This window comes from Pseudomonas sp. 13B_2.1_Bac1 (genome assembly GCF_025466155.1).
Lineage (GTDB): Bacteria > Pseudomonadota > Gammaproteobacteria > Pseudomonadales > Pseudomonadaceae > Aquipseudomonas > Aquipseudomonas aylmerensis.
The window spans coordinates 170,308-190,617 of the sequence record NZ_JANLOH010000053.1 but is presented as its reverse complement, the minus strand read 5'-3'; the positions used below and the strand labels follow the sequence as shown (position 1 = coordinate 190,617).

Sequence of the window (20,310 nt, the reverse complement as noted above, 5' to 3'; positions counted from 1 at the left end):
AAATTCCAAATTATTATGTCAGGCATGCAGCTGATGAATGATCTGCGCCGCATCGACCTTAACCTGTTGGTGATCCTCGACGCCTTGCTCAGTGAGCAACACGTCACGCGGGCCGCCGAGCGCCTGCACCTGAGCCAGCCCGCCGTCAGCCATGCGCTCGCGCGTCTGCGTGACCTGCTGGGCGACCCGTTGCTGGTGCGCCAGGGCGGCAGCCTGGTACCCACCGCCCGCGCCCTGGAGTTGGCGGCACCGCTGGCCGAAGCATTGGCCCAGGTGCAGGCACTGCTGGCGCCGAATCGCTTCGACCCGGCCTCGGCCAAGCGGCGTTTTCGGCTGGCGATGTCGGACTACAGCGCGGCGATATTCCTGCCCGGACTGGTGCGCACCCTGCGCCGCGAAGCGCCGGGCATCGACCTGCAAATCATCCAGGCCAGCCGTGAAGGCATGGTCGACGGCGTGCTCAACGGCGACCTCGACCTGGCCGCTGGCGTGTTCCCTGACATGCCCGCCGAACTGCGCACTACGCCATTGTTCGACGAGCACTACACCTGCCTGGTGGACCACGCCAGCCTGCCGGAAGGTGGTGTGCTGGACCTGCCCACCTACCTGTCGCGGCCCCATGTACTGCTGGAGATGCGCGGCAGCGGCACGCCGGAAATCGAGCGCGCGCTGACGGCGATTCGTGAGCGCCGACATGTGGCGATCAGCCTGCCGCACTGGGGTGTGGCGCCGCAGTTGATCCAGGGCACGGACCTGATCCTGACCGTCTCATCCCGAGGCTTGCTGAACATCGATCATCAGCACTTGGTAGCCGTGCCGCCGCCGTTTCATATTCCCTCGTTTGCGTTCGAGCTGGCGTGGCATACGCGTCGCGGTGGGGATTCGGGGTTGCAGTGGTTGAAAGAGCAACTGCAGGGTGTATTGTCCGTAGGCCCCCGATAACAGGAAATACACATGCTTTCAGGCCTCAACCACCTGACCCTGGCCGTCACCGATCTGGACCGCAGCGTGCGCTTCTACCATGAGCGGCTGCAGCTGAAACTTGACGCCACCTGGGACACCGGTGCCTACCTCTCTTTGCCGGGCCTGTGGCTGTGCCTGTCGCTGGACCCTCTTCGCGAGTCCATGCCGGCGGCGGATTACACCCACTACGCGTTTACCGTCGAGGCGGCTGATTTCACCGCGCTGGTTGCCCAACTGCGCGCCGCCGGCGTTCAAGAGTGGCGCGACAATCGCAGTGAAGGCGCTTCGTTCTACTTCCTCGATCCCGATGGCCACAAACTCGAAGCCCATGTCGGCGACCTGGTCTCGCGTCTTGAGGCCTGCCGCAACAAGCCCTACGCCGGGATGAAGTTTTACCCCTAGCGCACATCCACCACACCTTTCCACCGTCTGTCAGAGTCGTGTCCATGACCCCATCCTTGCTGTTTGCCGTCCTCGCCTCGGGTTTCATCTACGGTATTACGCCTGGGCCGGGCGTGCTGGCCGTGTTCGGCATCGGTGCCGCCCGTGGCCGACGTGCCGGAGCGGGTTTTCTGTGCGGGCACTTGCTCGGCGACGTGGTGTGGTGCAGCACCGCGCTGATCGCGATTGTGGGCGCGCGCGAAGTCGGCAGCCGTGCATTTGATGTATTGGGTGTGCTCAGCGGGTTGTACCTGTTCTGGCTTGGCTGGCGCGCGATCCGCACCCAGCGCCGCAGCAGTGATACGCCCCAGGGCGCCGCGCGGCATCCGTTCTGGCACGGCATCCTGTTCGGCCTGACCAACCCCAAGGCCTACCCGGTGGCCGTGGCGACGTTTACTGCGTTGCTGTCCAGCCGTGCCGAACTGCTGACCTGGGCGATGCTGCCTTCGTTGATCTTGCTCAGCTTTGTCGGCGGCCTGCTGGCCTACGCGATCCTGATCGGCGTGGTCGGTGCCCAGCGGGTGCGCACCGTGTATCAGCGGCATGAAATCCTGATCACCCGACTCTGTGGCGTGATGTTCATCGGCTTTGCCATCAACGCCCTGGCCCACGCGTTGCCGGGGCTGTTTGGCAGCAAACCGGCCTGAGGCGGCAGCGACCGTTCGTCGTACTGGCGAGTTTTTTCTAAACCTTTGCCGCCGTAAAAATTCGAATTCAGGGCGGGGTGTAGTCCCCGCACCCATTTTTGCCCTGGAGGAACCCATCATGAGCCGCATGGCTATCCGGTTACGCACCGCCAGTTTCGCGATGCTGCTGGGCCTCGGCGCCAGCAATGCTTTCGCCCAGTCGCCTGCTGAATTCATCGAGCAGGCTTCGGCCAAAGGTATGGCCGATATCGAAACCAGTCGCATGGCCCACGCCAAGACCTCGTCCCAGGAAATCAAGGACTACACCATCGAGGTGATCAACGAGCGCACCCTGGCCAACCAGCATCTGGCCGCCATTGCCAAGAAGCTCGACCTGCCGGTGGCGCCGCGCGAGAAGATCGTCGACAAGGCCGAGACCTTGATGCCTGAACTCAAGGACGGCGACTCGTTCGACGCCGCCTACACCGCCCAGCAGGTCAAGGAAAACGAAGACGCCATCGCCCTGTTCAAACAGGAAGGCGCGGCGTCGGATGTGCCGGAAATCAAGGCATTGGTGGATGAGACGCTGCCCAAGTTGGAGGAGCGCCTGCAAAAAGCCCGTGCCCTGGCATCGACCTACGGTAAAGGTCATCAAGGCGACGGCTGAAACTCTCGCCAGTAGAAAAAAACGGCGGTTGGAGCACATCCAACCGCCGTTTTTTTATGCCTGGTTCAAATCGGTTTTATTCGGCACCGCATCGTCGACGGCTTCTCCGCAACTGCTATTGAGTGTGACGCTGCCGGTAGCGCCGATGCTGCGGTATTCATTGCGCAGTTTTTCCAGCTCCTTGCGGTCCAGCCCGTCCAGGCTCAGCACCGCGTTCTGCGCATCCTTGGACACACGCAGCAGTTCGTCGATCTTGATATGCAGGATGTCGTTGTCGCGGTTTTGCGTGTTCTGGATCAGAAACACCATCAGGAAGGTGATGATGGTGGTCGAGGTGTTGATGATCAGTTGCCAGGTGTCGTTGTAGTGGAAGTAGGGTCCGCTCAGGCTCCACAGGAAAATCAACGCGACGGCCGCGTAAAACGTCCGGGCACTGCCTGCCCAGCGGGACAGAGATTGGGAGACTGCGGAGAATTTCATGACCGTTTTCCTCAAGGGTGGGTGATGAAAATACTGACCGCAGGGATGCTCTGAAATTTCTTTTTACAATTGCTGGGCGTGACCGAAGGTATGCGCTTTTTTTACAAGTGTTTAGGAGGGGGCCTACGCCGCCCCTGCCGCGATGGGCGCGAGACTGGATTTTTATCCGGATATTGCTCATGCACGCTGACGTCGCCTTTGACCTGCCCATGCTTTACCACCGAACCGAGGACCACTATTTTGCCGCGACATGCTCGCTGCATCGCCGCTACAACGCCTGTATCAACGCTTATCTGACCGACGAAGCGCTGGACCCCTTTAACCTGTTATTCATCCGGGTAGGAAGTGGCCCCCTGGGCGACGCGGTGGCCGCGATGCTCGACGTGATTCGCGGTACAACGCTGGATATACGCGTGGTGATCCATGAGGAAAAGGTCGAGGGGTTGCGTGACGTAATCACGGAGCTGGGCTTCCAGGCGGCTGAAGTTACCACCGCGATGGTGCTCGAACAGTCGCACCTTGTTCCGTCGATGAGTGGCAGCGCCGTGCAGATCAGCCTGACGCAGCACCTGGATGACTGGGCAGCTCCGCTCGGCAATGCGTTTTCAATGCTGCCCGAAGGCCTCGCGCGCTATCAGGCCCGGCACGAACGGGCGCTTGAGGCGGGTGAGGCCCTTTACCACTTCATCTTGTCCAGCGAAGGGCAGGTGAGGTCTTCGCTAACGTTGTCGATGTGTGACGGGGAAGCGCGGCTGAATGATGTCGGCACGCTCATGGACTTTCGCGGACGAGGCTACGCCACCCAATTGATTCAAGCGGCCTTGCGTCACGCTACGAGCCTGGGGGCCGAACGGTGTTTTCTTGAAGCATCGACGCAGGGCCTAGCGCTGTATCGAACGTTGCGCTTCACGCGCTTATTCGACTACCAGTCGTTTGTTCGTGGACCCCTCGCCGCGCCGTCATCAGAAGGCCATTTTGACTTGCCCGCGATCCTCGAGCCGTAACAGATACTGCTTGGCCTCAAGCCCACCGGCAAAGCCGGTCAGCCCGCCTGACGCGCCAATGACGCGATGGCACGGTGCAATGATCGAGATGGGGTTACGACCATTGGCCGCCCCCACGGCACGCACGGCCTTGGGGTTGCCGATCTGTTGGGCGATCTGGCTGTAGCTGCGGGTTTCGCCGAAGGGGATGGTCAGCAGTGCCTGCCAGACCTGCCTCTGAAATTCAGTGCCGGCGAAGTCCAGTTCCAACTCGAATCGATGGCGCGTACCGGCGAAATATTCCGCCAGTTGACGCTTGGTTTCCAACAGCACCGGGCTGTCATTGGCTTCGTGCAAGGCGCCCAGGCGCACACGGTTGGCGCGCTCGCACTCCCACAGAATGGCACTGAGTTTGCCGTCGCGCGCCACCAGGGTGAGGACGCCGACAGGGGAGGGCATGAGGGTGTATTCGTAAGCCATGATCGAGCTCCTGGGTGGGCGGGTATGGGTTCAATCTAGCGCAGCCCGCTCCACTGAAAACTTCGTTTCTTGCGGTTGAATTCAGGCCGGTCAGTGCTCTTGCTGCAGCACTTTGAGCGCCGCCGACGCGAGGAAACCCGAGCGGCTTTTTTCCTCGGGGTGATGCAGCACGTATTCATCGATGCGGTTGAGCAAATAGCCCGGCAAGGTGATGTTGAGCTTTTGCGCCTTGCCCAGGTACTTGGTGACGTCAATGTCCACCACCGCCCAGGTGCAGCCGGCGTACTGTGGGTTGGCTGCATGCACGGTGACTTTCTGTGCGCTGGGGATCGGCGCACCGTCTTCGGCAAGGATCTCGAAGTGTCCTTCAATGGCTTCACGCGCCATGGCCATGGCGTCATCGAGGTCGTCGCCGGCCGAGAAGCAGCCAGGAATATCCGGGACTTCCACGCCCCAGGCATGGTCTTGGTCGCCGGTTGAAATTGCGATGGGATACAGCATGTTCGTTGTCCTCCAGGGACGGCTTAACTCAGCAGAGCTTGTTTGAGAATGCTCTTGGCGGTCTTGTCCAGCAGGTCCTTCTTTGGATGAGGAATCGTTACCAGCCCCGGTTTGGTCGGGTGCCTGAAGTGATGATGACTGCCCCTGATGCGGACCAAGTACCAGCCATCGGCAACGATGTGCCCCATCAAATATCGGCTATCTACAGCACCTCCTTGTGGTGTGTGTTGGTGGTGACTATAACCACGGAAAATAAATTATCAACACTATACCTACCAGCGGTCGGCGACCAGTGTTTCGGTAGGCGGTATCTGGAGTGTATGACCGCGCAGGAAGGGCGTTTGGAAGAGGTATTGCGGGGTTTTGCGAATGCGTCAGCGAGACGGCATTACCTCTGCGATCACGGCGAGGAACGCGTCGACCAACACACTGTGTCTGTGTGTGGGGGTCAGCACCAGCAACGGTGCGCACGCATCCGCTTCCACCAAGGGCCGATAGGTGACGCCCTTGTTCATCAAGCTGCGGGTACAGGCCGGCACCAGAGCGACCCCTTGCCCGGCCGCGACCAGCGCGATGATCGAGGTGATCTGTCGCCCGGTCGGCCCGGCCCGCAGCGGCACGCCGTGGTGGCGGTAAAGCTGCTCGATGGACTGGTTCAGTCCCGAACCGTAGTCGGCGGGAAACAGGATCAGGGGATAGGTGCTCAGTTGGGCCAGGCTGATGTGCGCCTGCTGGGCCAGCGGGCTGTCGCTGGACACTGCGGCCACCAACGGCTCCTGACCCAGCGACAGTGCCTGCACCTGCTCGTTTTGCGGCAACAACCGGCTCAGGCCGATATCCAGCCGCCCGTCCGCCACCTGCGCTCCGAGGCTGCCGGAAGCGCATTCCACCAGCGTCAATTGCACATCGGCAAAGCGCTGGGCAAAGGCCTGGATGGTCTGGCTGAACAAATCCGAGAGGGCAATCGAGCTGACGTAACCCAATGTCAGCTGCCCGGCAGTGCCCGCCGCGAGTTTGGTGGCGATCACCTGCGCGAGTTCCACCTGTTCGAGTACGCCACGGGCGTAGGGTAAAAACGCGCGGCCCTGGGCAGTGAGGGTCACCGTTCGGCTGGTGCGATCAAACAGCTTGAACCCCAACTCGGTTTCCAGCGCCGAGATCTGCCGGGTCAACGGTGGCTGCGCCAAGTGCAGGCGCAAGGCGGCGCGGCCGAAGTGCAATTCTTCGGCGACCGTCAGAAAGTAACGCAGCTTGCGTAGGTCGAGCATCCTGATCCTTGGGTATTGATCGGTCGGAAATCGGTATTGGTCACGATCATGCCGCTCATTCTATAAAGGCGTTACAAAATAAAACGAGAGGTTTCATGAAACCGCGCCTGCATTGTGCCCGCCTTGCCCTGTTCTTGTGTGGCTGCGCGGCGTTTCTCAACCTCTATGCAACCCAGAGCATTCTGCAGACCTTTGCCGCGCAGTTTCATATCAGCGCCAAGGCGGCAGGGTGGAGCATCACCGTGACCACCCTGGCGGTGGCGATCACGGCCCCTTTCGTCAGCCGCCTGACCGGGCGTTTCCAGCAGCGCAGCGTGATCGCCGTGGCTGCGTTGTTGCTGGCGGTGCCGGCGTTGATGACAGCCTATGCCGACAGTTTCGCCGAAGTGTTGGTGTGGCGCTTTGTCGAGGGCATGTTGATCCCGGTGGTGTTCGCCACCAGCGTGGCTTATATCGGCGATCGCTGGAGTGGCGGCACAGTGACTGAAGTCACCAGCCTGTATGTCGCGGGCACCGTGTTGGGCGGGTTCGCCGGGCGCTTTGTCACCGGGGTGATGACCGAGTACGTGGGCTGGCGCGAAGCCTTTGAATTGCTCGCGGCCCTGAGTTTGATGGTCGGCGGGTTTATCCAGTTTCTGCTACCGCCCAACCGCGCGAGGACGGTCGCGGTCAAAGCCTCTTCATCGGGGGTGTTTCGCCTGCCTTTGCTCGCCGCTTACGCCGTAGGTTTCTGCGTGTTGTTCTCGCAAGTCGCGGCGTTTACCTACGCAGGTTTGTACCTTGGCTTACCGCCTTTCAATCTCGGGCCTGCAGCGTTGGGCACGCTGTATATGGTGTTCCTGTTGGCGTTGATCGTGATCCCCATCGCCGGGCGTCTCAGCAAAGCCCGTCCGCACACCGAGCTGCTGACGGTCGCTGCGGTGCTCGGCGTCAGTGGCTCGGCGCTGACCCTGACGTCGTCGCTGTGGTGCATCGTGGTGGGCCTGGCGCTCAGTTCCACCGGCGTGTTCCTCGCACAGGCCGCCGCAAATGCCTACATCAGCGCCACCGCCGATGGCAACAAGGCACGCGCTGTGGGGCTGTATCTCACCTGTTACTACCTCGGCGGCAGTTGCGGCGCCATCGTGCCGGCCTTGATCTGGGAACGCTGGGGCTGGGCGGGCTGCGTGACGCTGATCATCGGTTTCCAACTACTGACGTTGCTGATCGCCTTGACCGGCTGGAAGCCGCCTAAATCCGAGCTGATTCCTACCTCATGAACGACACCGTCGCTGTGCCTGCGTCTGAAATATCCACTCGTCGTCGCGTGCTGTTCGCCGGTTGCAGCGCTCACGCCATCCACGATGGACTCACCGACGCCATCTACGTGCTGCTGCCTATTTGGCAAGCTCAGTTCGCCTTGTCCTACGCGCAGATCGGCCTTTTACGCGGCGCCTATTCCGGGATGATGGCGGTGTTCCAATTGCTGGCCAGCCGCGCCGCCAAACGCTGGGGTCGCGTACCGCTGCTGGTGGGGGGGACGGCGTTGGCAGGGTGTGCCTACCTGTTGGTGGGGCAGGCGACCGGATTGACGCTGCTGCTGGTGGCGCTGTTGCTGGGCGGCTTGGGCGCCAGCACTCAGCATCCGCTGGCATCCTCGATGATCACCGACGCCTATGAGGACGGGGGCGGGGTCAAGCAGGCGCTGTCCCAGTACAATTTCTCCGGCGACATCGGCAAAACCCTGATCCCGGGGCTGATCGGCCTGCTGCTTACCGTCATCAGTTGGCGAGCGAGCGCCACACTGCTGGGGCTGATTGGCCTGGCGGCGGCGGGGCTGTTGTGGTGGCTTATTCCTACTCAAGCCTGCGAATCCACCGTCAGCAAAAAAGCCAAGCCGCTCAAGGGCGTCGGCTCCGTCACTGGCCTGCGCGCATTGATCCTCACCGGCACGCTCGACAGTGCCGTGCGCATGGGCTTTCTCACGTTTCTACCGTTCCTGCTGCAAGCCAAGGGCGCCGGTACCGCCGGCATCGGCCTGGCGCTGACGATGCTGTTTATCGGTGGCGCCTTCGGCAAATTGCTGTGCGGTTATCTCGGTGCACGCATAGGCATGATGAAGACCGTATGGATCACCGAAACCAGCACCGCGCTGCTGATCGTTGCCGCCGTATACCTGCCGCTGACCGGGTTGATGGTGATGTTGCCGCTGCTGGGGTTGGCGCTCAACGGCACGTCTTCGGTGCTCTACGGCGCGGTGCCGGACCTGGCCGGCGCGGGCAAGCGCGAGCAAGCGTTTGCGCTGTTCTACACCGGCACAATCGGCGGCGGGGCGCTCGCACCGGTGGTGTTTGGCGGCGTGGGGGACGCGCTGGGTGTGCCGGTGGCGGTGATGGTGCTGGCAGGAGTCTTGTGTGCGACGTTGCCGCTGGCGTGGGTAGTGCAGCGGGGAGTGGACAGGAACGAACGATGATCGCTTTTCGCAGGTGAAACTCAGTTCCGTCCTACGTCATGACTTGGGCCTCCTGGGTTGTAGCGTTCGCGCTTCATCAACGGATGGAGCCAGGATTCAAAGTGTCGCCGCCAGCGAAAACGGAATGCGCAACGCCCCGATCGGTCCCTCGCGCGTACCGCACATCTCGTCATGAACGCAGTGCTGCACCAGTACACACGGAAACGGCGGAACCCTTTGCAACAGATCGCGCAAATGCGTGGTGGAGCCGATGCGCATCGGCTTCCCGCTATCGTCCAGTAACGTCATCTCGACGTCATCCAGTCTCACGCGAGCGATATAGAAACCGCCTTCCAGCGACAACAATTCCAGCTCACGTATTTCGCCTTTCCCAGCCAGTTCGGCCAGTTGTTGCAGATTCATGATTGAGCCTCGCTTCAGGGTCATTGGCGACGAAAGAACAAAGTGACCTGACCCCACTCGACACCAAACTTGGACATGCTCGAGCGGTTGATCAGGGTGTCCTCGTCCATCAGGTACATCCAGTCGTCAAAGCTGACTTCGTAGACGGAGCCATCCACCGGTAGATTGAGACGGTAGCGCCATCGCAGTGCGTTGCCTGCCACCTCGCCGATAGCTTCGCCGACCACGTCTCCCGCCCGCCCGCGCCAGCGTCCCGGGCCGTCCGGGGTCAGCGTCCAGATTCGTTGCTGACGCGTGCCGTCGCTGTAGAGAAACCGCTCGTCGAGAATCAACGCATCGCCCTCGCGCCGGCTGGCGATATTCACCTCAAAGCGCTTGGCGACTTCACCCGAACGCTTCTGGAAAATGCCCCAGGCTTTCACGGGCTTGCTGAAGAAACGCTTCAGGTCCAACTGCGGTTGCTGGCCGGCATAGTGATCGACCCCCACGTTGCCGCAACTGCTCAAACTCAACACCAGCAACAATGAAATCCATAGACGCGTCATTGTCCGGCTCCATGAAGGTGCGCGGCGTAGTGCCATCGCTCAGGATTGATACTTGTACAAAAATATTGATTTGTACATGTTTGTGCGAGGCGACTGACGAGTAGCACAAATCCCGCCCATAAAAAAACCGGCCACCAAGGACCGGTTTTTTTAGGCCTCCCCCGTCAGAACCATCCTGACGTGGGCGCAAAATCTGAGTGGAGCGGGTAGAGGGAATCGAACCCTCGTCGGAAGCTTGGGAAGCTACTGTTCTACCATTAAACTATACCCGCTCAGAGCGGCTGACTTTGTACCAGATGTACGTCGGGATTTGAAGTTTTTCTTCGAAAAATGTGTGGGTTGCGTGCGCCAGGCGAGGCAGCAAACTGATCTCGTTGTGGCGCGAGCGTGCGTAAGGGCTGGGTTTGCCCGCGATAGATGGACCTTGGAGGTCAGGCTATCGCGGGCAAGCCAGTGCCTAGGCACGCTGGCGAGCGTATTTCAGATGGCGAAGGCATGCTGGGTCTGGCCCTGGTGATAGCGCAATCGGTTGACCTGCCGCTCGGGTTTGAGAAAGCCCACCACCGCCGCACGACTGTCCCGGCACGCCGCCTTGTGCTCCATGTCCAGGAAGTGCCCGGTCGCCTGGATGGTGCTGAAGCTGCTGTTCGTCACGTACTGCCCGAACTGCCTGGCGTCGTCGGCGCTGGTGTATTCGTCCCACTCGCCGTTCAAGAACAGCACTGGTACGTCGATCTGCCGTGCGGCCTTGAGGTAGCACAGGCGGTCACTGTGCAGCACCTGGCTGATGTGAAAGTGCATCTGCCCGTACTCGTGCTCGGCCAGGCTGCTCACATGCTTGTAGTTGAAACGCTTGAACAGGGACGGCAAGTGTTTGCCGATGGTGCTGTTGACCAGGTGGCCGACGCTGTGGCGATCGAGGTTGCCGAGGTAGTCGACACCACGCTCCAGATAGTCGCGCATCGGCGCGTTAATCACCGGGGAGAACGAGCTGATCACGGCCTTTTCCACGCGGCGCGGGCGGTGAGCGAGGGCGACCAGGGCCGCGGCGCCGCCCCAGGAAAAGGACAGCACGTGCTCGGCCGCGAAGTGGTCGATCAGTTCCAGCAGGATCTGGCCTTCGACTTCTTTCGTCAGCATGTGCTCATGGCGATTATGGATCTTGGAGCGACCGGCGTAGGGCTGGTCGTACAAAACCACATTGAATTGCGGGTACAGGCTTTTCACGGTTTGGGCGAAGGATGCCGTGGTGGCCATGGAGCCGTTGACCAGGATGATGGTCTTTTCAGCAGCGTCCGCGCGATAGAACTCCGTGTAAACCCGATACTGACCCTGTATATCCAGCACAGCGATTTCTGGCCTCATGTCGTAAGACTCCTGGCAAGCGGGTAGGGCGCGCAGATGACTCTGCACGAGCTTTGTGACAGGTAGGCATACGCCTGGAAAATGAGGGCCCATGTCGATCCGATGACGGCTGGCCGACGGGTGTTGTTATGGCGGGCTGTTTGCCTGGGAGGCCCGTAGATCAAGCGCGGGCGGGGCAAGGTGTTTCTTGGAGGTTATAGGCGACTCGCCAGTCATAATTTGGCTGACGGTTTGATTCAAGCAGTCGAGTGGCCAGCTCGCAAGCCGGCAGACGGGTTTTTTGCCATCACCGGCTGAACGGTCGTCAGACCTGCCGGATTTCTTCCTCGGACAACGCCCGATACTCGCCCGGCGCCAGGCTCAGGTCCAACACCAACGGGCCCATCCGCTCCCGGTGCAAGCCCGTCACTTTGTTGTTGAAATGCCCGAACATGCGCTTCACCTGGTGATAGCGGCCTTCGACGATGCTCAGGCGTGCGGTCCTGGGCCCCAGCAATTGCAGATCGGCGGGTTGCGTGGTCAGGTCTTCAAACGCGAAATACACGCCCGCCGTAAAGGTAGCCGCGTAGTGTGGGCCGATGTCCTGCTCGGTCTGCACGAGATAGACCTTGGGCAGCTTGGTCTGCGGTTGCGTCAGGCGCCGTGACCACTGGCCATCGTTGGTGATCAGCATCAGGCCCGTGGTGTTGAAATCCAGACGACCGGCGATGTGCAGCTCGTCTTTGTCCGGCTCATCCAACAGGTCCAGGACCGTACGGTGTTGCGGGTCCGAGGTAGCACTCACGCACCCCTGGGGTTTGTGCAGCATGAAGTAACGCGCCGCGCGCCCTGCCTGCAACACTTCAGCGTCCACGCACACGCGGCTGAATTCGCGTACTTCATGGTGAGGATCACTGACGGCGACACCATCAACGCTGACTCGCCGCTCGACCAGCAACACCCGCACTTGCTGGCGATTGAAACGCGGCAGATTGCTGAGGAAACGGTCAACGCGCATGGCGAATCTGTTCATCGACCTGTGCGCATCGTGGGCACAGGCAGGCCTTGTTGCGCAGTTCATCGGGCAGCGCTTCAAGTACCGCCGGGTCGATGGTGACGCTATAGCACCAGCACGGCTGATCGGCGGTACGTGGGTCGGCCAGGGCGCAGTCGTTGCGGGCACCGCAGGCAGGGCAAAGGGTTGGCGTGGTCATGGTCGGTGGGGCAGGGCCTCGGAAGTCCCTGCACGATACAGCGCCGTTCAGTCGCGTTCCAGCACGACGACCCGCTGTCCGGCACCGATGCTGCTGCCCGGCTGTACTGGAATCTTGCGCACCACCCCGGCAAACGGCGCCAGCACCGGGATCTCCATTTTCATCGACTCCAGGACCACCAGCACATCGCCGGCCGCCACGCGCTCACCCGTGGTCACCTGGACTTGCCAGAGATTGCCGGCGATATGGCTGTCGATGCTGTACTCATTGGCTTGCAACGGTGAGTCCTGCGCCAGCGGCGGCGCCGACTCTTCACTGTCGAAGTGCGCCTGGCCGCTGGCGATCCAGCGTTCGCGCTCGGCGTTGAAAGCGTGCTGCTGGTGCTCACGAAAGGCATCGATCGTGGGTGCTTCCTGCGCGAGAAATGCCTGGTAATCCGCCAGGTTCAACGTGCTGTCTTCGATGCTCAGCTCAAAGCGCCCCAGGGGAAAGTCCCGCCGAATCTGCAGCAGTTCCTGCGCGCTCACCGGGTAGAAGCGAATCTGGTCGAAAAACCTTAGCAGCCATGGCTTGCCATCGAACGCCGCTACCTCTCGATAGCGGTTCCACATCTGCAGCGTGCGCCCGACAAACTGATAACCGCCGGGGCCTTCCATGCCGTACACGCACAAGTAGGCGCCGCCGATGCCCACCGAGTTCTCGGCGGTCCAGGTGCGCGCCGGGTTGTACTTGGTGGTCACCAGCCGGTGGCGCGGGTCGAGCGGCGTGGCCACTGGTGCGCCGAGGTAGACATCGCCCAGGCCCATGACCAGGTAGCTCGCCTCGAACACGGTGTGGCGCACCTCATCGAGGTTGGCCAGGTCGTTGATACGGCGGATGAACTCCAGGTTGCTCGGGCACCAGGGCGCGTCCTTGCGCACCGTGGTCATGTATTTTTCGATGGCCAGCTGGCACGCCGGGTCGTCCCAGGACAACGGCAAGTGCACGATGCGCGACGGCACCTGCAGGTTTTGCCGGGCGCACACGGCGCTCCACTCGCTGGCGATCAGTGCCAGCAGATCCGCCAGGGGCAGTTGTTCGGGCTGGTAGTGGATCTGCAGGGAGCGGATGCCCGGCGTCAGGTCGATCACGCCGTGCAGCGCACGGGCTTCGAAGGCTTGCATCAGGGCGTGGCCGCGAAAACGCAGGACCAGGTCCAACTCGGCGGCGCCGATTTCCAGCAGCAGATGGGTGTCGCCAGCGAGGCGGGCGACCAGGCGGGTGTCGTCCTCGCCGATATCCAGCACCACCGGCGACGTGTAGGCGCCCGGCGTGCCGGCGATGGCGGCGCCTTGGTCAGCCTGAAGCACCGAGTTGTCGGCATCGCTGGCAAGCTTGCTCCTGCAGACGCGGTTCTCGTTCATGGCCAGTTCACGGGCGGTCTTGAGGTCGACCGGCTCGAAGCGCACCTTGTCGCCGGCCTTGAGCTGCCCCAGTTGCCACAGGTCCGCCTCGATCACTGTCACCGGGCAGACGAAACCGCCGAGGCTCGGGCCATCCGGGCCGAGGATCACCGGCATGTCGCCGGTGAAATCCACCGCGCCAATGGCATAGGGATTGTCGTGGATATTCGACGGATGCAGCCCCGCCTCCCCGCCGTCCGTGCGTGCCCACGATGGCTTGGGCCCGATCAATCGCACGCCGGTACGGCTGGAGTTGAAATGCACTTCCCACGGCGTGGCAAAGAAGGTGTCGATGTACTCCGGCAGGAAATATTCCGGCGCGCCGTGGGGGCCATAAATCACTCGCAGCGTGCGCACCTGCGGCAGCGGTTCGGCGAGGCACTGCTGGCCGGCACTCGCGTCCAGCAGCGGCGCCAGGTGCAACACATCCCCGGCGCGCAACGCCCGTCCACCATGGCCGCCGAACTGGCCGAGGGTGAAGGTACTTTTACTGCCCAGGTAGTCCGGTACTTGCAGCCCGCCGCGCAGGCACAAGTAGCTGCGCGCGCCAGCGCCGGCGATGGTGCCAAGGCTCAACACCGTGCCGGCCTCGATCAGCAGCGCGGTGTTCATCGGCACCGGCTGCTCATTCAACAACAATGGAATGTCCGCGCCGGTCACCGCGACCACCGCCGCACAGTTGAAGCGCAGCAGCGGCCCGCTCATGGTGATTTCCAGCGCGGCGGCGCCGTCGTCATTGCCCAGCAGGCGATTGCCCCTGCGCAGCGCGCGGCTGTCCATCGGCCCTGACGGTGGCACGCCCACGGCCCAGTAACCGAGGCGGCCGGGATAGTCCTGTACGCTGGTTTGCGTGCCGGCGCTGAGCACCTCGAAGGTGTTGGCGACGTAGACCAGATCTTCCAGGCAACGCGTCCAGGGCCGGCCGCTGGCGAAGGGGGCGGCGAGCAGAATCTGGCGCAGGTAGTCGCGGTTGGTTTCCACCCCATACAGCTGGCTGTCACTCAAGGCCTGGTGCAGGTCCAGGCGCGCCTGTTCGCGGGTCGGGGCCCAGGCGATCAGCTTGGCGATCATCGGGTCGAAGTACGGCGGGATCTCACACCCGGCCTCGACCCACGTGTCGATGCGCAGGCCATCGCCTGCGGGGAAGTCCACACAGGTCAACAGCCCTGGGCTCGGCTGGAAGTCGCGGCCGGGGTCTTCGGCGTAAAGCCGCGCCTGGATCGCATGGCCCCGAGGTTTTAAGTCCAACTCACTTAACGGCGGCAGTTCACCCGCCGCCAGTTGCACCATCCAGCGCACCAGGTCCACGCCCCACACCTGCTCGGTGACGCCGTGTTCCACTTGCAGGCGTGTGTTCACTTCGAGGAAATAGAAGCGCCCGTCGGCGCTATCAAAGATAAATTCCACGGTGCCGGCGCTGCGGTAATTCACCGCCTTGGCGAGGGTGATGGCGGCTGCACACAAGGCCTCGGCCATGCCTTCGGGCAGGTTCGGCGCCGGGGTTTCCTCGAGGACTTTCTGGTTGCGCCGCTGCACGGAGCAGTCGCGCACGCCGAGGGCGATCACGTCACCTGCACCGTCACCGAACACCTGCACTTCAAGGTGACGCGCGTGCTCGATGTACTTCTCGATAAACACACCGGCGTCGCTGAAATTGTTCTGGCCCAGGCGCTTGACTGCCTCGAACGACTCGCTCAACTGCGCCGCGCTGCGGCACACGCGCATGCCAATCCCGCCGCCGCCGGCGGTGCTTTTCAGCATCACCGGGTAGCCGACGGTGTCGGCGGCCAGCAATGCTGCGTCGAGACTGTCGAGCAGCTCGGTGCCTTCCAGCAGCGGGATGTGCTGTTGCCTGGCCAGGGCGCGGGCGGTGTGCTTGAGACCGAACACGCGCAACTGTTCGGGCGTCGGCCCGACAAAGGCAATGCCTGCGTGTTCACAGGCTTGGGCAAAGGCGGCGTTTTCCGACAGGAACCCGTAGCCCGGATGAATCGCCTTGGCACCACAGGCCTTGGCGGTCGCGAGGATTTTTTCCACCGCCAGGTAGGTCGTGGCGGCGGCGCCTTCACCGAGGCTGTAGGCCTCGTCGGCGTGTTGGATATGCAGGCTCGCCGCATCGGCTTCGGCATAGATGGCGACGCCCTTGACCTGCAGTTCGCGCAAGGTGCGCAGGATGCGGCAAGCGATGGCGCCACGGTTGGCGATCAACAGTTTTTCGAACATGGCAAAACCCTGCGGGCCGTCCCGCTTGTGGGGTACACGCCAGGGTCGTCCATGGCGCAGATCTGTGGAGGTGATGGCGGTCAACTGTGGGAGCCGGGCTTGCCCGCGATGGCGGTACATCAGTCGCCTTGTTTATTGGCAGATAGACCGCTATCGCAGGCAAGCCAGCTCCCACAGGGTGGGCTTCAGCGTTTGTGGAGGCACTGCCCGGCGCGGGCCTGGCACAGGGCAAACAACCATTGACGCAACCGGCTCATTTTCAATTCCATACCAGCAGCTCCGCAGGGGTGGGGTTGTAGGCGTTGCACGGGTTGTTCAGTTGCGGGCAGTTGGAGATCAACACGATCACGTCCATCTCCGCGCGCAGGTCGACGTACTTGCCAGGGGCGGAAATCCCGTCTTCGAAGGTCAGCCCGCCGTCGGCGGTTACCGGCACGTTCATGAAGAAATTGATGTTCGGCCCGATGTCGCTTTTGCCCAGCCGGCCATCGTGGGCGCAGGCGCGCAGGTAGTTGTCGCGGCAGCTGTGCATGTAGCGTTTTTCCAGGGCGTAGCGCACGGTGTTGCTCTCCTGGGCGCAGGCGCCGCCGAGGGTGTCGTGGCGCCCGCAGGTGTCTTCGACGATGGTCAGCATCGGCTGGCCGAGGTTGGAATACAGCACGCTGCCGGTACCCAGGTAGACGCTGTTCTGGCGACGCAAGGTGCGTTGCACGTCGTAGCGCTCACGTGGGTTCTTGAGGCTGTAGAACAGCGTGTCGACGGCCTGGTTGCCCTCAAGGTCGAGGATGCGCAGGGTCTGCCCGGCCTTGACCTCCATCAGCCACGGCTCGCCGGCGGGGATGGTGGCGCGGTATACCGCTGCATCCGGTTGTTTCAGTGCGATAGACATGGCAGCTCCTCAGGCGAACAGACGGTCGGTGTTGATAAAGCCGCGCGCGTTTTCCGGGCGCGAAGTGCGGCAGTGTTCGGCGACGCTGGGGTCGGCGTTCATCCAGCTCAGTTTCAGTGGTTGTGGGGCGTAGTCAGGGTTGGGGTCCATCGGGTGTTGCAGCGCGGTGAGCACCACCAGGGTGTCCATCGGGGCGTAGAGTTCGATGTAGTCGCCGGCCTTGGAGTTGCCCGGCACGAAGTGCAGGCCGCCGTCGGCATCCACGCTGACGCGGCTGAACAGGTTGAGGGGCATCAGCAGGTCGGACAGGCCCAGGCCCCACTTGCCCAACTCCACCAGCAGGTTGTCGGTGCCGTTGCGGAAAAAGCCGTTGCGCAGTTCCTGATAGCGGCCCTGGCCGTACTTCTCGGCGACTTCGGCGGCGCACAACACGCCGCCAATGCTGTCACTCCAGCCGCAGGTGTCGGCGGTGATGGCCGCCAGTACGCGGCCCATGTCCGAGTACAGGCAATGGCCGGTGGTGAGCTTGGCGGTGTGCTGGCATTTGAGGCTGTCGGGCAGGTTCAGGCGCTCGGTTTTTTCGTTGGCGTTGAGCAGGGTCAGGCTGACGTTGGCGCCGCCGCGAATATCCGTGAGACGCAGCAATTGACCGCGCTTGAGCACGAACGAACGGTGACCACCACCGGGTAGCATTTCCTCGGCGAACGGCGGGAACAGCGGGTTGGAATCAGTCATTTGGAAAGAGCTCCAAGTTCGGCGGCGAGCGCCTTGCGACGCTCGCTGTTCAAAGGGATGTCGTAGGTGATACGGGCGCCATAGGCGCCGGGGGCGTGGGGGTCGACGCGCACTTTGTCGAACACCAGCAGGCGCGTGCCGAGGCTGAAGCCTTCGCTCAGGTCGTGGGTGACCATGAACACCGTCAGGCGGGTTTCGCGCCACAGTTCCAGCAGCAACTGGTGCATGTCTTTGCGAATGCCCGGGTCGAGGGCGCCGAAGGGTTCATCCAGCAGCAATACGCGCGGCTGCATGATCAGCGCCTGGGCGATGGCCAGGCGTTGTTGCATGCCGCCGGAGAGCTGCGCCGGGTATTTGTCCAGGGCGTGGCCGAGGCCGACCTTGTGCAGCAGCGCGGCAGCCTGTTCGCGGGCGTCCTTCCTGGCTTTACCGAACAGCCGGCCCAGCAGGCGAGAACGCGGCAGTTCCAGGCCCAGGGCGACGTTGTCGAGCACGCTCAGATGCGGGAACACCGAGTAGCGCTGGAACACCACGCCACGGCTGGCATCCGGCTCGGCGGCGAGCGGTTGGCCGTCCAGCAGGATCTGGCCTTTGCTCGCGGTTTCCTGGCCCAGCAGCAGGCGCAGGAAGGTCGATTTACCGCACCCCGAGGTGCCCACCAGCGTGCAGAACTCGCCCTCGGCGACGTGCAGGTTGAGGCCTTCGAGCACCACCTGGTCGCCATAGCGCTGCCACACATTGTTGACGCTGATAAAGCTCATGCCCGCGCTCCTTCGTACCAGGGGAACGCGCGTCGGGTCAGGGCCTTGAGGCCCCAGTCCATCAGCCAGGCCAGCAGGGTGATCCACACCACGTAGGGCAGGATCACGTCCATCGCCAGGTAGCGGCGCACCAGGAAGATGCGGTAGCCCAAACCGTCGGTGGAGGCGATGGCTTCGGCGGCGATCAAAAACAACCACGCCGAGCCGAGCATCAGCCGCAGCGAGATCAACAGGCGCGGCAGCAATTGCGGCAATACCACACGCAGCATCAGGGTCCAGGTGGAGGCGCCGAGGGTCTGCGCCTTGACCAGCAGCTCGACCGGAATCTCGCGCGCGCGCTGCTCCAGGTCACGGGCCAGGGCCGGGGTGATGCCGATCACGATCAGCATCACCTTGGACAATTCCCCGAGCCCGAACACGATGAACAGAATCGGCAGGATCGCCAGCGGCGGCACCATCGACAGCACCGTGAGCAGCGGCGACAACGGCGCGCCAAACAGCGGCAGCGTGCCAGCGGCGATGCCCAGGCACAGGCCGGCGAGGGCGCTTATTCCCAAGCCGATGGCCAGGCGGCGCAGGCTCGACGCGCTGTCTTGCCAGAGCACGTATTCCCCGGTGCGCGCGTCGGCGCTGAACGCCAGGCGTTTCACCGCGTCGCTCATTTGCGCGGCGCTGGGCAGCAGCTTGTCGTTGGGATTTTCCGCCAGGCGCTCGGCGGAGCCCACGAAGTAGGCGAACAGCAGCAGGGCGAACGGCAGTATCACCAACAACAGGCGGCTGGAGCGTTCCGGATGACGGTTGATCAGGCGCATGGCCAGCTCCTCTTACAGCTTGCCGTCGGCGGCCATCTGCACGTAGCTGGGGTCGAAATGCAGCTTGAGGTTGGCGGTGTCGCCGCTGGTCACGCCGTTGGCGAAGCTCATGCCCACGGCGCTGGTGTCCTTGGCGCCTTCGCCGAGCAAACCGTGTTCAAACGAGAACTCGGCGACCTTGCGCATGGTCGCCGGCAGCTGCGCGCTGGTGGCGAACGCCAGGGCTTCCTTGGGTGTGGCAAACAGCTTGGTGGTGTCCAGTTGCGCCTGGAAACCCTTGAGGTCGGTGCCGGAAGCCTTGGCCATATGTTCCAGGGCCTCGGTGCTGGCGGCGCCCTTGGCGTTCATCAGTGCGACCACTTCAAACCAGGCGCCCGTCAGCGCTTTGCCGAGCTTGGGGTTGTCCTTGAGGGTCTGGGTGTTGACCACCATCATGTCCATGATTTCGCCGGGCACTTTGCTCGAGTCGAACACTTCGCTTACGCCGGGCTTGGCCTTGATCTCCGAGAGCATCGGGTTCCAGGTGGTGACGGCCTGCACCTGATCGGTGTTGAAGGCGGCAGCGATATCGGCGTCGGAGGTGTTGACCACCTTCAGGTCTTTTTCAGTCAGGTCTGCCGATTCCAGCGCACGGGCCAGCAGGTAGTGGGACACCGAGAGTTCCACCAGGTTGACGTTCATGCCCTTGAGGTCGGCGACGGTCTTGCCCGTGCCCTTGATGATCACCCCGTCGTTGCCGTTGGAGAAATCGCTGACCACCAGCGCGGTGCTGTCCACGCCACCGGCGGCGGGGATAGTCAGCGCGTCCATGTTGGTCATGGTGCAGCCATCGAACTGGCCGGCGGTGTACTGGTTGATGGATTCGACGTAGTCATTGAGCTGGACCATGTCGATGCTGATGCCGTACTTCTTCGCCCATTTGTCGAGGATGCCTTGGCTGCCGGCATACTCCCAGGGCATCCAGCCGGCGTAGATCGTCCAGCAGACGCTGAAGTGGTCTTTGGTGGCGGCCTGGGCCGGCAGGCTCAGCACGGCGGCGAACGCGGCGGCGAGGAGGGCGGGTAAACGGATTGAGGGCATGG

General features: G+C 62.6%; 23 protein-coding genes and 1 tRNA gene. 7 read left to right on the top strand and 17 right to left on the bottom strand.

From position 1 onward, the window contains the following. Positions 1 to 24 precede the first annotated feature (24 nt). The 4 genes from NTD80_RS13520 (at position 25) to NTD80_RS13505 (ending at position 2,697) form a co-directional block, all read left to right on the top strand. On the top strand, positions 25 to 942 hold the full coding sequence (locus NTD80_RS13520) for a LysR family transcriptional regulator (RefSeq protein ID WP_262133999.1): 918 nt from the start codon (positions 25 to 27) through the stop codon (positions 940 to 942). A gap of 12 nt (positions 943 to 954) precedes the next feature. Beyond that, the gene (gene fos, locus NTD80_RS13515) at positions 955 to 1,365 is read left to right on the top strand and encodes a fosfomycin resistance glutathione transferase (protein WP_262133998.1); all 411 of its coding nucleotides are present in this window, start codon (positions 955 to 957) and stop codon (positions 1,363 to 1,365) included. Between the two features lie 44 nt (positions 1,366 to 1,409). Further along, positions 1,410 to 2,051 (top strand): LysE family translocator, encoded by a 642-nt coding sequence (locus NTD80_RS13510; RefSeq protein WP_262133997.1) that lies wholly within the window; start codon positions 1,410 to 1,412, stop codon positions 2,049 to 2,051. Between the two features lie 118 nt (positions 2,052 to 2,169). Further along, entirely contained in the window at positions 2,170 to 2,697 is a 528-nt protein-coding gene (locus NTD80_RS13505; RefSeq protein ID WP_016975135.1) for a DUF4142 domain-containing protein, read from the top strand. A 54-nt stretch (positions 2,698 to 2,751) separates the two neighbouring features. On the opposite strand, the gene NTD80_RS13500 is transcribed toward NTD80_RS13505, so the two are convergent. Beyond that, a complete protein-coding gene (locus NTD80_RS13500; protein WP_262133996.1) occupies positions 2,752 to 3,177 on the bottom strand; it encodes a low affinity iron permease family protein in 426 nt (141 codons plus the stop codon). Between the two features lie 179 nt (positions 3,178 to 3,356). Between NTD80_RS13500 and NTD80_RS13495 the strand changes: the two genes are divergently transcribed. Beyond that, positions 3,357 to 4,181: a GNAT family N-acetyltransferase gene (locus NTD80_RS13495; protein ID WP_262133995.1), complete on the top strand. Its 825-nt coding sequence runs from the start codon at positions 3,357 to 3,359 to the stop codon at positions 4,179 to 4,181. Here the strand turns inward: NTD80_RS13495 and NTD80_RS13490 are convergent. The 4 genes from NTD80_RS13490 to NTD80_RS13475 form a co-directional block, all read right to left on the bottom strand. Further along, positions 4,140 to 4,640 (bottom strand): methylated-DNA--[protein]-cysteine S-methyltransferase, encoded by a 501-nt coding sequence (locus tag NTD80_RS13490; RefSeq protein WP_106804878.1) that lies wholly within the window; start codon positions 4,638 to 4,640, stop codon positions 4,140 to 4,142. The genes NTD80_RS13495 and NTD80_RS13490 overlap by 42 nt on opposite strands. 90 nt (positions 4,641 to 4,730) lie before the next feature. Further along, positions 4,731 to 5,141: a type II toxin-antitoxin system HicB family antitoxin gene (locus tag NTD80_RS13485; protein ID WP_065899433.1), complete on the bottom strand. Its 411-nt coding sequence runs from the start codon at positions 5,139 to 5,141 to the stop codon at positions 4,731 to 4,733. 23 nt (positions 5,142 to 5,164) lie between these two features. After that, the gene (locus tag NTD80_RS13480) at positions 5,165 to 5,329 is read right to left on the bottom strand and encodes a type II toxin-antitoxin system HicA family toxin (RefSeq protein ID WP_207200756.1); all 165 of its coding nucleotides are present in this window, start codon (positions 5,327 to 5,329) and stop codon (positions 5,165 to 5,167) included. Positions 5,330 to 5,515: 186 nt separating this feature from the next. Further along, positions 5,516 to 6,409 (bottom strand): LysR family transcriptional regulator, encoded by an 894-nt coding sequence (locus NTD80_RS13475; RefSeq protein ID WP_262133994.1) that lies wholly within the window; start codon positions 6,407 to 6,409, stop codon positions 5,516 to 5,518. 95 nt (positions 6,410 to 6,504) lie between these two features. Between NTD80_RS13475 and NTD80_RS13470 the strand changes: the two genes are divergently transcribed. After that, positions 6,505 to 7,668 (top strand): MFS transporter, encoded by a 1,164-nt coding sequence (locus NTD80_RS13470; RefSeq protein WP_262133993.1) that lies wholly within the window; start codon positions 6,505 to 6,507, stop codon positions 7,666 to 7,668. Further along, entirely contained in the window at positions 7,665 to 8,861 is a 1,197-nt protein-coding gene (locus tag NTD80_RS13465; protein ID WP_262133992.1) for an MFS transporter, read from the top strand. The genes NTD80_RS13470 and NTD80_RS13465 overlap by 4 nt, the downstream gene beginning before the upstream one ends. Positions 8,862 to 8,957: 96 nt before the next feature. Here NTD80_RS13465 and NTD80_RS13460 read toward each other — a convergent pair whose 3' ends face one another. From NTD80_RS13460 to NTD80_RS13405, 12 genes are all read right to left on the bottom strand, one after another. Beyond that, complete coding sequence (locus tag NTD80_RS13460) at positions 8,958 to 9,263, bottom strand: DUF6482 family protein (protein WP_262133991.1); 306 nt, start codon at positions 9,261 to 9,263, stop codon at positions 8,958 to 8,960. A 20-nt stretch (positions 9,264 to 9,283) separates the two neighbouring features. After that, the gene (locus NTD80_RS13455) at positions 9,284 to 9,808 is read right to left on the bottom strand and encodes a DUF3833 domain-containing protein (protein ID WP_262133990.1); all 525 of its coding nucleotides are present in this window, start codon (positions 9,806 to 9,808) and stop codon (positions 9,284 to 9,286) included. A gap of 198 nt (positions 9,809 to 10,006) precedes the next feature. After that, a tRNA-Gly gene (locus NTD80_RS13450) sits at positions 10,007 to 10,080 on the bottom strand. A gap of 208 nt (positions 10,081 to 10,288) precedes the next feature. After that, positions 10,289 to 11,173 (bottom strand): alpha/beta fold hydrolase, encoded by an 885-nt coding sequence (locus tag NTD80_RS13445; RefSeq protein WP_262133989.1) that lies wholly within the window; start codon positions 11,171 to 11,173, stop codon positions 10,289 to 10,291. A gap of 304 nt (positions 11,174 to 11,477) precedes the next feature. Further along, complete coding sequence (locus NTD80_RS13440; protein ID WP_262133988.1) at positions 11,478 to 12,170, bottom strand: 16S rRNA pseudouridine(516) synthase; 693 nt, start codon at positions 12,168 to 12,170, stop codon at positions 11,478 to 11,480. Beyond that, complete coding sequence (locus NTD80_RS13435) at positions 12,160 to 12,366, bottom strand: cysteine-rich CWC family protein (protein ID WP_262133987.1); 207 nt, start codon at positions 12,364 to 12,366, stop codon at positions 12,160 to 12,162. Before NTD80_RS13435 ends, NTD80_RS13440 begins: the two co-directional genes overlap by 11 nt. A gap of 47 nt (positions 12,367 to 12,413) precedes the next feature. Beyond that, complete coding sequence (gene uca, locus NTD80_RS13430; RefSeq protein WP_262133986.1) at positions 12,414 to 16,031, bottom strand: urea carboxylase; 3,618 nt, start codon at positions 16,029 to 16,031, stop codon at positions 12,414 to 12,416. A 259-nt stretch (positions 16,032 to 16,290) separates the two neighbouring features. Further along, positions 16,291 to 16,920 (bottom strand): urea amidolyase associated protein UAAP2, encoded by a 630-nt coding sequence (locus tag NTD80_RS13425; protein ID WP_065899422.1) that lies wholly within the window; start codon positions 16,918 to 16,920, stop codon positions 16,291 to 16,293. Between the two features lie 9 nt (positions 16,921 to 16,929). Continuing rightward, positions 16,930 to 17,655 carry an urea amidolyase associated protein UAAP1 gene (locus NTD80_RS13420; RefSeq protein ID WP_262133985.1) on the bottom strand — a complete coding sequence of 242 codons (726 nt, stop codon included), beginning with the start codon at positions 17,653 to 17,655 and terminating at the stop codon, positions 16,930 to 16,932. Then, a complete protein-coding gene (locus NTD80_RS13415) occupies positions 17,652 to 18,416 on the bottom strand; it encodes an ABC transporter ATP-binding protein (protein WP_262133984.1) in 765 nt (254 codons plus the stop codon). The genes NTD80_RS13420 and NTD80_RS13415 overlap by 4 nt, the downstream gene beginning before the upstream one ends. Next, a complete protein-coding gene (locus NTD80_RS13410; protein ID WP_120447837.1) occupies positions 18,413 to 19,228 on the bottom strand; it encodes an ABC transporter permease in 816 nt (271 codons plus the stop codon). The genes NTD80_RS13415 and NTD80_RS13410 overlap by 4 nt, the downstream gene beginning before the upstream one ends. A 12-nt stretch (positions 19,229 to 19,240) precedes the next feature. Further along, positions 19,241 to 20,308, bottom strand: a complete 1,068-nt coding sequence (locus NTD80_RS13405) for a putative urea ABC transporter substrate-binding protein (protein WP_065899418.1) — start codon at positions 20,306 to 20,308, stop codon at positions 19,241 to 19,243. Positions 20,309 to 20,310: the final 2 nt, after the last annotated feature.